Source organism: Bacillota bacterium, from assembly GCA_033549065.1.
GTDB lineage: Bacteria > Bacillota > Dethiobacteria > DTU022 > DTU022 > JAWSUE01.
The window spans coordinates 165989-181319 of sequence record JAWSUE010000001.1 but is presented as its reverse complement, the minus strand read 5'-3'; the positions used below and the strand labels follow the sequence as shown (position 1 = coordinate 181319).

Here is a 15331-nt window from a genome sequence, read left to right as displayed (position 1 = left end):
TCAGACGTAAAAAGGAATGGTTAAGCTGGTTATATTGGAGTTCATTAAACCTGGTTGACTCTAACTGGCCCGAAAGATATAATTTATTCACTTGCCTGGGGGATAAAAAATCCCCTTTCTTTTGTTGTACTCATATCAGCAGGAAACGGAGAGAACTTTCTATTGTTTAATGACATATTAGGGTTATGGAGAGACCTTGAACTCTTCAATGAGATTATAACTAAGTTGACTAATAACAACAAAACCAGGTTGTCAGTTAGTGGTCTTGATGGTAGCGCAAGAGCATTTTTCATGGCAGCATTGGTATTAAACAATGAAAAACCTGCTATTGTGATCACTGCTGATAATGCCCGTGCAGAAAAGATGTATGCCGATTTATCTGTATTTTTACCAGGCAAAGTCAGATCATTACCTTCCAGAGAGTTATTCATAAGCAGTGAAGTAATATCTCGCAGTGAAGAATATTCAGCAATGCGAATGGGATTTTACGAGTGGCTTGGGAACAGGGGCTCCGGTGTATATGTAACAACAAACCAGGCACTGCTTACCAGGGTTATCCCTCCGGAGATTTGGTACAGCCTGGCAATAGAAGTTAAACCGGGTTCCACTCTCAACCGGGAAAATCTGATTGCTCAATTGGTTGATCTTGGTTATGAAAGAGTTACTTTAGCAGAAAAAGGAGGTCAGTTCAGCGTAAGGGGCGATATCATAGATATTTATCCAACCGGACGAAACCACCCTCATCGTCTAGCGCTTTATGATAACCTGGTTGAATCTATTAGGAATTATGATCCCCTTACCCAGCGTTCAACAAAAAATGTAGATCAACTTTTAATACTACCGGCCAGCGAACTTATTATTTCAGGAGATCTAAAGGAAACCGGCGAGAAAGAGATTCGCCTGAAACTTGACAAAGCGGCTGCCAACCTTCGCAGGCGGGGAGATCATGAATCAGCTTCTTTTTTAAATCAACAGGTTGAAAGTCATCTGGAACGGTTAATGCAACCTGATGGCCTGGATATGCTGAGTATTTATTTCCCTTACTTTTATGGAAACGGTTCTTCGCTGCTTGATTATATCGACTCAGATTACCTGGTTTTAGTAGAGGAACCTGGAATCCTCTTTGAAAAAGGGAATACATTACGAAATGAGATCAATGACCATAGTGTTAACAAGATTATTGAACTTCTGGAATTGGCTGCCGGAAGAGATTTTATTCTGAAAGAAAATGAGCTTTATACCAATATATCCTGTCCCCTGGTAAGTTTTTCATTATTTCCGGAGGGGAAAAATTTACTACAAACAAGTGAGGATTACTGTATCGAAAGTAAAAGTATCCCCTATTATCACGGGCAATGGCAGCTTTTTAACAGCGACTACCAGACCTTTAAGAAAGAAGGATTTAAGGTAATAATTTGTGCAACATCGGAGCAGGAGAGTAAAGGTTTAAAAAGCTATTTGACAGAACCACTACCGATACGCGTAGCAAATCTTGACGAAGGTTTTCTTATTTCCAGTATAAAATTAGCAGTTATTTCCACCCAACATTTGCTTCCCCGACATAAAAAGAAGCGAAAACCGGCCGATTATGGGGGAATACGTTTAAGTAATTATCGTGAACTTGAACCTGGTGACTATGTGGTTCACGAACAGCATGGTATAGGAAAGTACCAAGGGATAAAAACCTTGGAAATAAGCGGAGTAAAACGTGATTACCTTCATTTAAAATACAGGGGAACTGATAAGCTTTTCATCCCTGTGGAACAGGTTCAGCTAATCCAAAAATATTCGGGAGGAGATGCACCTCCGCCACGGCTGCATAGTTTAGGCGGCAGCGAATGGCAGCGATTGAAGAGCAGGGTTCACCGTTCGGTTGAAGAACTGGCGGGTGAATTGCTGGCGCTCTATGCTGCCAGAGAAGCTACTGAAGGTTATCAGTACGGTCCTGATCATCCGTGGCAGCAGGATTTTGAGTCGTATTTTCCTTATGATGAGACACAGGATCAAATGCGTGCTATTCAAGAGGTTAAGCTGGATCTGGAAAAGAGCCATCCTATGGATCGATTGATTTGTGGTGATGTAGGTTATGGAAAAACGGAAGTGGCTATGCGTGCAGCTTTTAAAGTTATTATGGAAGGAAAACAGGTAGCAGTACTAGTTCCTACAACAGTATTAGCTCAACAACATTATCGCACTTTTCGCGAAAGGTTTAACGGTTTTCCTGTAAAAATTGCCCAATTAAGCCGTTTTGTACGAACAGGTAAACAAAAAGAAGTTATTAGTGAATTAGCAACCGGGAAAATTGATTTGGTTATTGGAACTCATCGATTGCTTTCTAAGGATGTAGTTTTTCGTGATCTGGGTTTACTTGTAATTGATGAAGAACAGCGTTTTGGGGTAAAGCAGAAAGAGAAGTTGAAACAGATGAGACTGGAAGTGGATACCCTGTCTTTGACAGCTACTCCGATTCCGAGAACATTACACCTGTCACTGGCAGGTGCAAGAGATTTGAGTATAATTGATACTCCCCCGGAAGATAGGTACCCGATTCAGACGTATGTCCTTGAATATTCCGAGAACCTTGTACGGGAAGCGGTTCAACGTGAATTAAATCGTGCTGGTCAGGTATTCATTGTATTCAATCGGGTTGATCGTATTAATGCATATGCTGAAAGGGTTATAAAACTATTTCCTGACGCTGCCGTTGCGGTTGGACATGGACAGATGCCCGAAGCTATGCTTGAGAAAGTTATGGCTGATTTTCAGGAAGGGCTATTTGAGATTTTAGTCAGCACCACGATTATTGAATCCGGTCTCGATATTCCTAATGTGAACACGCTTATTGTATATGAAGCTGATAAGTTTGGATTGGCACAACTATACCAAATCAGGGGGCGTGTCGGACGTTCTAACCGGCTTGCTTATGCATACCTTACATTTCGTAAAGATAAAATTATTTCTGAAGCGGCCAGGAAGAGATTAAGGGCTATAAAGGAATTTACCGAGCTTGGCTCAGGTTTTAAGATCGCTCTGCGTGATCTTGAAATCAGGGGGGCGGGAAATATACTTGGTGCAGAACAACATGGATTTATTGCGGCGGTCGGTTTTGATCTTTATGTAAAGCTGCTGGAACAGGCTGTAGCAGAGCTGAAAAATATTAAACAGGTAGATCGGGTTGACACCAGGATTGATATCCCGGTTAGTGCTTACATTCCGACTTCTTACATAACTGCGCAGGACCAAAAAGTAGATTTATACCAACGCTTATACAGGATTGGATCGATCGATACCCTACATGATATTCAAGAAGAACTTGCTGACCGTTATGGCCTGCCTCCTGAGCCTGTTAAAGAACTGCTTAAAGTTACTGAGTTAAGAATATTGGCGATGGATCTGTCTGTTGAATTAATCAGGCAAAGAAAATATATTGAAGTGCACTTTAACCGTCAGGTGAATCCAAACGATTCTTTAATAGCTAAGGCAATTAAAAGAAACAAAGCCTGGCTGGATGTGCGTTCCACCAACCCACTGATTTTACGAATAGAAAATATTGAAATGATCGATGAGCTGTTAAACAAATTGATCATTTTATTCCGTGAAATGTTAACAGTTGGTAAGGCTGATCAAGGTGGTTACCGGAAAGGATAACTGTTATAATACATCTTAATAAGTATAAAGAAGGTTATGTGTATTGGTTAATGTTAATTCTTCTTTTGTAAAGGGAGCAGCTACCCTTGCAATTACCGGTATAGCTGCCCGGGGAATCGGGGCAATTTTTAGGGTAGTCCTGGCCGCTGTTCTAGGAGACGAAGGAATTGGTCTCTACCAGTATGCATACCCGATATATTCTACCTTGCTGGTTATTTCCACCGCAGGAATACCGGTAGCTCTATCAAAAATAATAGCCGAAAAAATAGCCCTTAATGATTACCATGAAGCACTGCGTGTTTTTCGTGTGGCTTTTATCATTCTATCGGTGAGCGGTCTGATTATTTCGCTCACGATGATGCTCGGTGCACAATTCATATCTGTTGTAATTGTAAAAGATCTAAAAGCATACTACCCCATCCTGGCTATTTCTCCGGCAATTTTTTTTGTAACGATCATGGCTTCTTTAAGAGGATTCTTCCAGGGGCAGCAGAACATGTTTCCGACGGCAGTTTCACAACTTTTAGAGCAGCTGGTTAGAGTTTTATTTGCGATTATAATGGTGGTAATTATGCTTCCGGTTGGTTTGGAATATGCATCTGCCGGAGCGACATCGGGAGCAACGGCAGGAGGACTTGCCGGCTTACTGCTTTTATTCTTCTTATACCGGCGCAGGCGTTTCGGTCTATTCGATCTTGCCGCTAAACAATCCGAACATTCGCCGGAGAGGGTTGGACATATTATCAGGCGTATTTTCGGACTGGCTATTCCTATTACAATAGGTGGATTGGTTATACCACTGATTTCGCTGATAGATCTTGCCGTGGTTCCCCGGCAGCTTTTGGAGGCCGGTTTTGAAATTGAAAGAGCAAGAGCTCTTTATGGCCAGCTAACAGGGATGGCCAGCTCAGTAGTCTATTTTCCAAATGTCATTGCCCTTGCCCTTAGTATGAGCCTTGTTCCTGCTATATCGGAAGCATTTGCTCTGAAAAACAAACTGATGGTCTTGAACAGAACCGAAATAGCAATGAAAATGACCCTGCTGTTTGCGCTTCCGTCGGCTGCCGGCCTCTTCCTTCTTGCTGAACCGATCACAATACTTCTTTTTAATAATGCTGAAGCCGGCTACTCTCTATCTTATATGTCCTGGTCGGTAATTCCTCTATGTTTTTATGTTACAACTACAGGGTTAATTCAGGGATTGGGCAGGCCGATTGTTCCAGCCCTGAATATGCTTTATGGAGGAATTGTTAAAACTATTCTGGCCTGGCACCTGACTGTAATCCCTGCTTTAAATGTTGGGGGAGCGGCACTTGCTTCAGTAATCGGGATAGCGGTTGCGGCAATTTTAAATATTAATTATGTTATGAAGCATACCGGCTGGCGTATTAATATTCGTGAATTTATTCTTTTACCGGGTATCTCAATGATTATTATGTCTGTTTTTGTATACTTCCCATTTAGATTAATTAATACATATGGTGCTGCTTTAATGACAGGTGGATGGTTGAATGCTATTTCAACACTTTTTGCTATAGCTGTAGGAATAATAGTTTATGGTGTCACTCTATTATTAATGGGCGTTCTAAATGAGGATGAATTAAGGCTGATTCCATATATCGGCTCAAGAATATCGAAATTAAGAGCCCGATTTAAAATAGATAGAAGACAGGATTGATATTAATGAATAAGATAATAATAATTGGCCTCGGACCGGGAAATCCAAAACACCTGACTGAAGAAGCCGTTGGCAACCTTTTAGGGAAGCACCCGATTTATTTAAGGACTATTGGGCATCCATCAGCCCGTTACCTTGTTAATAAAGGAATGAAAGCCCACTCTTTTGATCAGTTCTATGAAAACGAAGAGAAATTTGAGCAAGTGTATAAAAAGATTGCTTTTTACCTTATCTCGGCAGTGAACAAACATAAGACGGTTTGTTATGCAGTTCCCGGCCATCCTGAAATCGGTGAGGCAACGGTTAGTTATTTAAGGAGAATCTGCCCACCTCTGAAAATCAAATTAGAAATCGTTCCAGGGATTAGTTTCATTGAGCCACTGCTAGATTCACTTGAAATTGATCTTCTTGATGGTTTTACCATCATAGATGCACTATCTATAGGTAAGTTAAACGAACCTTTGAAAAATAATCTTATCATAGCCCAGGTATATAACCGGACTATTGCTTCAAAAGTTAAATTAAAATTACTTGATCTGTATCCTGATGAACAGCAAGTCACGATTGTAAGAAATGCTGGAATGCCTTCTGGGCAAATTTGGAGATTACCTTTATATGCGTTGGACCGCAAGCCCTTTTTTAATCATCTGACAACAATCTATCTGCCCCCATATGCTTCATATATCACAGGAAACCTGATTGCGGTTATGAAAAGGCTCAGGGCAGATGATGGATGCCCATGGGATAAACAACAAACTCATAAAACCCTGAGACAGTATGTTGTAGAAGAAGCTTATGAAGTTGTAGCAGCAATAGAACGTGAAGATGATGAATCGCTTAAAGAAGAACTTGGTGATTTGCTTTTACAGGTGATATTCCACAGCCAAATTGCCGAGGAGGAAAACAGGTTTGACTTTTACCAGGTCGTAAGCTCGATCGTAGCCAAACTTCTCAGGAGGCATCCTCATGTATTTGGCAATAAACAGGTTGAAGATTCTTCACAGGTAAAGGTGCTATGGGAGGAGATAAAAGCTGACGAAAAAAATACCGGTTCAAAATCGCTGATGGTTGTTGACCAAGCGCTTCCGGCATTACTGAAAGCCTATAAGCTGCAAAAACGTGCTGCTGATGTCGGTTTTGACTGGCCTTCATTTGAAGGGCCTCTTCAGAAGGCACGAGAAGAACTTAATGAACTGGAGGAAGCCTGTGCCAGTGAAAATCAATATGCGATTGAAGAGGAAGTCGGAGACTATCTCTTTACGATAGTGAACATCTCCCGGTTTTTAAAAGTAAATCCGGAAATGGCCCTGGGTAAAACCATTAATAAGTTTATTGATAGATTTTATTATGTTTTGGAACAGGCTGAAAAACATGGTCGTTCGATAGGTGAATATTCGCTGGATGAATTGGATCGATGGTGGGAAGAAGCCAAAAAAATAAGGAAAATGCGTAAATAAAGAAGGAATCGAAGAATGAAGCGCGAATAAAATTTCCTTAAGGGTATCTAACTATGTGAGGAGGGTTTTAAACAGTGAATAAATCTGAACTGGTTGATCTGGTTGCAGAGAAAGCTGGAATGTCCAAGAAGGACAGTGAAAAAGCAGTAAAAGCAGTATTGGAAAGCATCGCAGATGGTTTATCAAAAGGTGAAAAAGTTCAGCTGGTCGGCTTTGGAACTTTTGAAGTTCGCAGCCGTAAAGCACGAGAGGGTCGTAACCCGGCAACAGGAGAAAAAATCAAAATTAAAGCACTTAAGGTTCCGGCATTTAAGCCAGGGAAAGCTTTAAAAGACAAAGTAAAATAAAAACCAATAAGGCATCATAGATTTAAATGGTTATTATTCCTCCGTCTAAAGAACGGGGGAATTTTCTTCTTAGATATATATTGTATATGGTAAATATAGTAACAAGTGTTACAGGAATAAAGGGTTTTTGAAGCTTGACAAGAATATAATTGTTAAAATGAAAACTGTAACGTGATGGTTATGAAGGGTAAGAATAAAAAAAAAGAGGAAATCTCATATTTTCCCGTGCGACGTCGGGAGAACCAGTACAGTGTGTACAGATTTATTAGCATGGTAGGAATATTGATCATAATAGGGATGCTGGTTGTTTTAGGCACCCAGTATGTGAAGTATTATAGGGTTAAAAAGGATCTGGCTGAATTTGAAACGAGAATAAGAGAATATGAAGTTCGCATGAACGAGCTTTCTACAGAAGTTGAACGTTTGCAGGAAATTGATTATATAGAAATTTTAGCACGTAAAAGATTAGGATTGGTTAAGCCGGGAGAAATAATCTTTCAGTTTGAGGATTGACAATAGCAGCATAAAAGTTATAATAACCTTAGTTTATAAGCATTTTTGTTAGGAGGAGTTTTTTATCAAGAAAGACATAGTCGTTGGTAGCATTTTGGAGGGAGTGATTACCGGCATCACAAAATTTGGAGCATTTGTTGAGCTGCCTGGGGGAACAACCGGTCTTGTACATATATCAGAAATTGCTGATGAATATGTTAAGGATATAAATGACTTTTATAAAAAGTCAGACCAGGTAAAAGTAAAAATACTTTCAGTCGAAAATAGTGGTAAAATCGGGCTCTCGATTAGACAAGCTGTTGAAGGCCCAATTGTTGAGAAAAAAGGTAACAGACCGAAACATGATCCTGCCGCGAAGGCTTCTTTTGAAGACAAGATGAATCGCTTTCTCAAAGAGAGTGATGAAAGATTGCTCGATTTAAAACGAAATACAGAAGCCAAAAGGGGTGGCCGCGGTTCCTTCCGGGAAGCTTTTTGATTGTTTTCAAGCTGATTAGTTTATCCTTAAGGCACTCTGTTTCAGAGTGTTTTTTTATCTATAACACTAGTCGAACTCTTCAAGATTGGTTGTGATCTTTTTTGATGCAGTTGGAAAAAGTTTATAACTTCATCCGGCAATACCGTCTTCTTAAAAAAGGTGATACCATAGTAGCTGCTGTTTCAGGAGGACCGGATTCTTTATGCCTTTTACATATGCTGCATGAATTAAAGGATAGGTTCGACTTGAGAATTGTTGTTGCCCACCTCAACCATTATCTGCGCCCCGAAGCTGATTCTGAAGCTGACGAGGTTAGAAGAATATCAGCCTGTTGGTCCATGCCCTGTGAGGTCAAAACTGTCGATATCAGGAAATTGAAAAAAGAATTGGGAGTCTCGGAAGAGGTTGCCGGTCGAAAAGCCAGGTACGATTTTTTCTATGAAACTGCGAATAAATATAATGCAAATCTGGTTGCGCTGGGACACCATATGGATGATCTTGCGGAGACGACGCTGATGAATATAATCCGAGGAACAGGAATTGATGGTCTCTCGGCAATAATGCCGAAACGTAGAACAGGTAATATCCTGGTAGTAAGACCACTGCTCTGTTTAACCAGGAGAGAGATAGAAGTATACTGTCAAATTAATATGCTAACTCCCTTAACCGACAGCAGTAATTTAGAAACGGAATATACTCGCAATAAACTGAGACTGCAGCTGATACCGCAGTTGGAGAAAGAATATAATCCCAGGTTTCGGGAAGCCCTTTACGGGTTGGCTATACTGGCCAGGGATGATCGAAGGTATCTTAACACCCAGGCTTTAAAGGCATATAAAAAAATTGTTTGTGCAGGGCCCCGGGAAAGCATACTGTTGATTAAAGATTTATTTAATCTCGCACCCTCTATAAGAGGGAGAGTATTGAGACTATGCCTACAGAAAATAGGTTCTTCAGGACAAATAACCCGGAAACATATCAGGCTATTGTCTGGTTTTGCGAAAGAAGGAAATTCCGGAAAACAGATGACTTTACCGGGCAGTATTCTGGTTTCAGTAGCCCACAAGAACCTGGTTATCCGGCAGGTTAATGAAGAGTATATGAAAAAAATTGAGAGAAAAGCTTTGAAGGTACCGGGCAAAACGGTCATAAATGGTGATACGCTTATAGAAACCAGAATTATCGATAGAGGGAACATGAAATGGCCTCCCCCTAAGAACAGAGCTTACCTGGATTATGACACTCTTCCACCGGGTGAAATTATGATTACTAATCGTTGGAACGGTGCCAGATTTCATCCCCAGGGTGCCGGAGGCAGCAAAAAACTGAAAAAGTTTCTAATTGATCAGAAAATCCCGTATTATAAACGTGATTTTATCCCTCTCCTTGCCATCAACTGTGAGATAATATGGGTTGTTGGCATCAGAATTGCCCATCCATACCGGGTTACCGATCAAACAAGGCGTATTCTGCAGCTTGATTACAAGGTATGCAGATTAAGAAAATCTTAGAAGCATATTCATAATAAATAAATAAAATAGATGGTTTTCGAAAGGCGGTTGATTAAATGGGCGCAGAAAAGCCTGAAGTAATGTTATCTGCAAAAGAAATCGATGAACGGATTAAGGAGATGGCTGAGCAAATCTCAAAAGATTATGAAGGGAAAAAGCCTCTTTTGATTGGTGTGCTCAAAGGAGCGGTTATATTTTTAAGTGATTTAATCCGTCACCTATCAATTCCTCTGGAAATTGATTTTATGGCGGTTTCAAGTTACGGAGCCGATACAGCTTCCTCTGGAGTTGTTAGAATACAAATGGATCTTGAACAGAGCATCAAGGATAAAGATGTGCTTATTGTTGAAGATATTGTCGACACAGGGCTTACGCTTAATTATCTTTATGAAAACCTGAGTAGTCGTAAACCACGATCTTTAAAAGTAGTTACCCTGCTCGATAAACCTGATCGCCGCAAAGTACAGTTCGTACCGGACTATTGTGGTTTTACCATCCCTGATAGATTTGTTATCGGTTTCGGTCTTGATTTCAATGAAAATTACCGTTACCTTGCAGATCTTTGTGTTTTGGATGAGTAGATAGTGCATCTTTATTGCGTGGACATGACCGGTATGTTAAAATTTAATTTAGGCTTTCAGGGCTTTTATAGAAAGGGGGTAGTTTCTTGAGTCCATTTTTAAGACAAATTACATTCTATCTTGTTATTGCGCTGATAGTAGTCATACTGCTTGCGACATTTAATACCGGCAGCCCGCCGGAAAAAATAGACTATGATTTGTTCATCAGAAAGGTTGGACAGGGAGAGGTTGCAGAAGTTGAAATCCACGGTGATGAAATTGAAGCCGTTCTGGTTGACGGAACTGTGGTTACAACTTTTCGCATGTCTGATCATCAATTGACAGAAGTTTTACTGGAAAACAATGTCTCGATCAATTCAAATCCCGCTCGCAGTCCGGCCTGGTGGCAGAGTGCTCTGACATATCTTATTCCTTTCCTTCTCCTTATCGGGATCTTTTTCTTTTTTATGCAGCAATCCCAGGGTGGAGGCAATAGGGTGATGAATTTTGGGAAAAGTAGAGCCCGCCTTCAGGAAAGTGATAAAAAAAGAGTTACATTCAAAGATGTTGCAGGCGCAGATGAGGAAAGGGCTGAATTGTCCGAAGTTGTTGATTTCCTTAAGGATCCGCGGAAATACATTGAAATCGGGGCGAGAATACCTAAAGGTATCCTGTTAGTAGGCCCTCCTGGAACCGGAAAGACTCTATTGGCAAGAGCTGTTGCCGGGGAAGCGGGTGTCCCTTTCTTTAGCATCAGCGGTTCTGATTTTGTCGAAATGTTTGTTGGAGTGGGAGCTTCACGGGTTAGAGACATGTTTGAAAATGCAAAGAAGAACTCACCTTGTATCGTGTTTATAGACGAGATTGACGCTGTCGGGCGCCACAGGGGCGCAGGACTTGGCGGTGGTCATGATGAAAGAGAGCAAACCCTTAATCAACTCCTGGTTGAAATGGATGGATTTGATGTAAATGAAGGGATCATTATAATTGCAGCCACAAACCGGCCGGATATACTAGACCCGGCATTGCTCAGACCTGGACGTTTTGACCGTGAAATAACAGTTGGTTTTCCTGATGTCAACGGCAGAGAAGAGATTTTAAAGGTTCACACCAGAAATAAACGGTTGTCTGAAGAAGTCGATTTAAAAATCCTGGCCAGGGGAACTCCGGGATTTACAGGAGCGGATCTGGAAAACGTTGTTAATGAAGCGGCGCTTCTGACGGCTCGCATTTCCAGAAAGAGTATCGGTATGCATGAGCTTGAAGAGGCTATAGAAAGAGTTGTAGCCGGAACTCAGAAAAAAAGTCGGGTTATCAGCGCTTTTGAAAAAAAGATTGTTGCTTACCATGAAGCAGGACATGCTTTAGTTGGCTATCTTTTGCCGCATACTGATCCGGTTCATAAAGTATCGATAATTCCAAGAGGCCGTGCTGGAGGCTATACACTGATGTTTCCGGAAGAAGATCGGTACTACATGACCCGTTCGGAATTACTTGATCGGGTCAGTACTTTGCTTGGTGGAAGAGTGGCAGAAAAACTTGTCTTAAATGATATCAGCACGGGAGCTCAAAATGATCTTGAAAGAGCAACCTCCATTGTCCGCCAGATGATCATGGAGTATGGCATGAGTGATACACTGGGCCCAATAACACTGGGTAAAAAACATGATCAGGTTTTTCTGGGAAGAGATCTTGCCAGGGACAGAGATTACAGTGAAGAGATAGCGAAGGCTATCGATCAGGAAATCCGTAAAACCATTGATAACTGTTATCAAAAAGCTCAGGATATTCTTGAACAGGAAAGGGATAAACTCGAGCTTATCGCCCAGGCTTTATTGGAAAAAGAAACCTTGGATGCTGTAGAAATCAAAGCGCTTGTTGAAGGCAGGCCTTTACCTGAAAAAGCGGCTGAAGAAGTCCCTTCCGACGCAGAGACCATAACTGCCGATGTAGATTCGGAAACAGGTGAAGATAACAGCAGGAAAGATGAAACACTGGCAGATGCCAAAAAACTGGCAATCGAGACAGAAACAATAGAAGTTGTTAAAAAGAAGACCAGCGGGCGTGCTTCTATCCAGCAGCGTTCAGGGAAAAAAGAAAAACCAAAAGAGGAGAGTTAAAGGAGCCTGAGGGCTCCTTTAACTTATTCCATTCTAAAATATATAATACAACCATTCGGGGAGTGAGCCTGTATGGTCACCGGCATCACAGATATAAATGGTCTAAAAGTAGGTGTTGCCACTGATCTTGAAGCAATTACCGGTTTAACGGTTATTTTAGCGGAAGACGGAGCAAGAACTGCTGTTGAAGTACGTGGTTCTGCGCCGGGTACCAGGGAAACTGATTTACTGCGCCCCGGTCAATTGGTTGATGAAGTTCAGGCTATTGTATTAACCGGTGGTAGTGCTTTTGGTCTCGATGCTGTTTCAGGTGTTGTTAAATACCTTGAAGAGAAGGGATGCGGATTTCCGGTAGGTGAAATTAGAGTTCCCATTGTGCCGGCAGCGGTTTTGTATGATTTAAGTATCGGTTCTTCAAAGATCAGGCCGGATGCGCAAATGGGCTTCGAGGCATGTTTAAAGGCTTCAACCGGAAGAGTGCCTGAAGGATCTGTAGGAGCAGGAACTGGCTCAACTATCGGGAAAATTTTAGGCATTGGTCAATCAGTAAAAGGTGGCCAGGGTTCTACGGCACTAAAATCTGGAGAGCTTGTTGTTGCTGCTTTGGTTGTAGTCAATGCATTCGGTGATGTTTACGGTGCCGGAGGCAAACTCCTGGCCGGGCCTAGGAATATTTTATCGGGTGAAATAAGCAAAACTACCGATTACCTTTTGTCAAATATTAACGAGATTTATCCCGGAAACACGACTCTCGGGGTCGTTGCAACAAACGCCGAATTTGACAAACCAGGTTTACTGAAAATCTGCGAACTTGCCCATGACGGGTTGGCTCGTTGTATATGGCCTGTTCATACCATGTGGGATGGAGATACAATATTCGCGATTTCCAAGGGCAATGTCAGGGCAGATATTAACCTGGTTGGGTTGATGGCGGCAGAAGCAGTTACTAAGGCTGTTGAGAGGGCCGTTTTTCTTGCCAATCCGCTTGGAGGTATACCTTCAGTAGAAGAACTTTCTAAAGGTAAAGAATAGTGAAATATTTAACAAGATAGCAGGATTCGAAATCGTTTTGTTGAAATAATCCATTTGTCTGCGTAAAAAAAGTTGCTTTAAGTAAAATTTAAAAATATCAAGGAGGTTTTATTAATGCCGCTAGATCCAACCAAACATGCTGACTGGGAAATAGCTGAAGCTGCTGAGGCGCACATGAAACAGGTATACCAGTTGGCAGAGGAGTTAAAACTTGAAAAAGAAGAACTCCTTCCTCATGGTCACTATGTGGCCAAAGTAGATTATAAGAAAGTATTGGAAAGATTAAAAGACAAACCAGATGGCAAATATATAGATGTTACAGCCATCACTCCTACTCCCCTTGGTGAAGGAAAATCAACCTCTACAATGGGTTTAACCCAGGGAATGGGTAAGCGGGGTAAAAATGTTATAGCTACTATTCGCCAACCATCCGGCGGACCGACAATGAATGTTAAGGGTTCTGCGGCAGGTGGCGGATTATCCCAGTGTATTCCTCTAACTCCTTTTTCTCTCGGACTAACCGGAGATATTAATGCAATCATGAATGCGCATAACCTGGCCATGGTTGCCTTAACTTCACGTATCCAGCACGAATTTAATTCAACCGATGCTTTTCTGGAACGCAGCGGACTAAAGAGGCTAAACATTGATCCCCGGAATGTTGAAATGAAGTGGATTATTGACTTCTGCGCACAGGCTCTTCGCAATATCATTATCGGCCTGGGTGGAAGAAAAGATGGTTTCATGATGAATTCGAATTTTGCAATCGCTGTTTCGTCTGAAGTTATGGCGATTTTAGCTGTAGCAAAAGACCTTAAGGATATGCGGGAACGCATGGCAAAAATTGTAGTTGCTTATGACAAAAAAGGGAACCCGGTTACTACAGGTGATCTCGATGTAGCCGGTGCAATGACTGCCTGGATGGTTGAAGCAATCAACCCGAACCTATTGCAAACTGTCGAAGGTCAGCCGGTATTTGTTCATGCCGGCCCATTTGCCAATATAGCGATTGGACAATCTTCAATTATTGCCGACCGTGTAGCATTAAAACTCGGTGATTATGTAATTACTGAATCAGGTTTTGCAGCAGATATAGGTTTTGAGAAATTCTGGAATCTTAAGTGCCGTATGTCTGGTTTGACTCCCTACTGCGCTGTGATTGTAGCTACCATTCGTGCTCTTAAATGCCATGGTGGTGCTCCGATACCGATGCCGGGGCAGCCTTTGGATCCTGCATACAGTCAGGAGAATGTTGAATGGGTAGAAAAAGGTTGTGAAAACCTGATTCACCATATCAAAACTGTTAAAAAAGCCGGTATCAACCCGGTTGTGTGCCTGAACCATTTCTACACCGATACAGATAACGAAGTAAAAGCTGTCCGCCGCCTGGCCGAAGAAGCTGGAGCCAGAGTAGCTGTCTCCAAACACTGGCAGTATGGTGGCGAAGGTGCTCTTGAATTTGCAGATGCAGTAATTGATGCCTGCAATGAACCAAATGAATTTAAATTCCTTTATGAACTTGAAACTCCTCTTCGTCAGCGTATTGAGTTGATAGCGAAAGAGGTTTACGGAGCAGATGGTGTTGAGTATTCTGCTGAAGCGCTGGAGAAAGCGAAGCGTATGGAAGCAGATCCAGAGATTCAGAAAATGGGTACCTGTATGGTGAAAACCCATCTCAGTTTGACAGATAATCCCCTGCTTAAGGGTGTTCCCAAGGGATGGAAATTGTTTGTCCGCGACATCCTTACCTACGGTGGAGCAGGATTTGTAGTTCCCGTTGCCGGTGCAATTTCACTTATGCCGGGAACTGCTGCAAATCCTGCTTATCGCAGGGTTGATGTTGATGTTGATACCGGAAAAGTCCAGGGTCTCTTTTAGAATAATTCCGGTAATCATTTGGTAAATCATATTTATAATACATTAGGAGGGGCATCAGGAGATGTCCCTCCTATTTAATCCTAAATATAAAGATAAGTCAGGATCGTTG

11 protein-coding genes are annotated in these 15331 nt (G+C 41.7%); all 11 read left to right on the top strand.

Translation table 11 applies throughout. The features are described 5' to 3' along the window. Window positions 1-162 precede the first annotated feature (162 nt). The 11 genes from mfd to SCJ97_00805 all read left to right on the top strand — a co-directional run bounded on the left by mfd (window position 163) and on the right by SCJ97_00805 (window position 15222). On the top strand, window positions 163-3648 hold the full coding sequence (gene mfd, locus SCJ97_00855; protein MDW7738595.1) for a transcription-repair coupling factor: 3486 nt from the start codon (window positions 163-165) through the stop codon (window positions 3646-3648). 43 nt (window positions 3649-3691) lie between these two features. Continuing rightward, window positions 3692-5326 (top strand): polysaccharide biosynthesis protein, encoded by a 1635-nt coding sequence (locus tag SCJ97_00850; protein MDW7738594.1) that lies wholly within the window; start codon window positions 3692-3694, stop codon window positions 5324-5326. Window positions 5327-5331: 5 nt separating this feature from the next. Further along, window positions 5332-6783, top strand: a complete 1452-nt coding sequence (mazG, locus tag SCJ97_00845; protein MDW7738593.1) for a nucleoside triphosphate pyrophosphohydrolase — start codon at window positions 5332-5334, stop codon at window positions 6781-6783. 74 nt (window positions 6784-6857) lie between these two features. Next, complete coding sequence (locus SCJ97_00840; protein ID MDW7738592.1) at window positions 6858-7130, top strand: HU family DNA-binding protein; 273 nt, start codon at window positions 6858-6860, stop codon at window positions 7128-7130. 252 nt (window positions 7131-7382) lie between these two features. Further along, on the top strand, window positions 7383-7643 hold the full coding sequence (locus SCJ97_00835) for a septum formation initiator family protein (protein ID MDW7738591.1): 261 nt from the start codon (window positions 7383-7385) through the stop codon (window positions 7641-7643). 76 nt (window positions 7644-7719) lie between these two features. Then, window positions 7720-8121 carry a S1 RNA-binding domain-containing protein gene (locus tag SCJ97_00830; protein ID MDW7738590.1) on the top strand — a complete coding sequence of 134 codons (402 nt, stop codon included), beginning with the start codon at window positions 7720-7722 and terminating at the stop codon, window positions 8119-8121. 110 nt (window positions 8122-8231) lie between these two features. Next, window positions 8232-9632, top strand: coding sequence for a tRNA lysidine(34) synthetase TilS (tilS, locus tag SCJ97_00825; GenBank protein ID MDW7738589.1), 1401 nt, complete (start codon window positions 8232-8234; stop codon window positions 9630-9632). A 56-nt stretch (window positions 9633-9688) separates the two neighbouring features. Continuing rightward, a complete protein-coding gene (hpt, locus tag SCJ97_00820; GenBank protein MDW7738588.1) occupies window positions 9689-10213 on the top strand; it encodes a hypoxanthine phosphoribosyltransferase in 525 nt (174 codons plus the stop codon). Window positions 10214-10299: 86 nt separating this feature from the next. Next, the gene (gene ftsH, locus SCJ97_00815; GenBank protein ID MDW7738587.1) at window positions 10300-12312 is read left to right on the top strand and encodes an ATP-dependent zinc metalloprotease FtsH; all 2013 of its coding nucleotides are present in this window, start codon (window positions 10300-10302) and stop codon (window positions 12310-12312) included. Window positions 12313-12384: 72 nt separating this feature from the next. After that, window positions 12385-13344, top strand: coding sequence for a P1 family peptidase (locus SCJ97_00810; protein ID MDW7738586.1), 960 nt, complete (start codon window positions 12385-12387; stop codon window positions 13342-13344). 114 nt (window positions 13345-13458) lie between these two features. Beyond that, window positions 13459-15222 carry a formate--tetrahydrofolate ligase gene (locus tag SCJ97_00805; protein ID MDW7738585.1) on the top strand — a complete coding sequence of 588 codons (1764 nt, stop codon included), beginning with the start codon at window positions 13459-13461 and terminating at the stop codon, window positions 15220-15222. The last annotated feature ends 109 nt before the right edge of the window (window positions 15223-15331 follow it).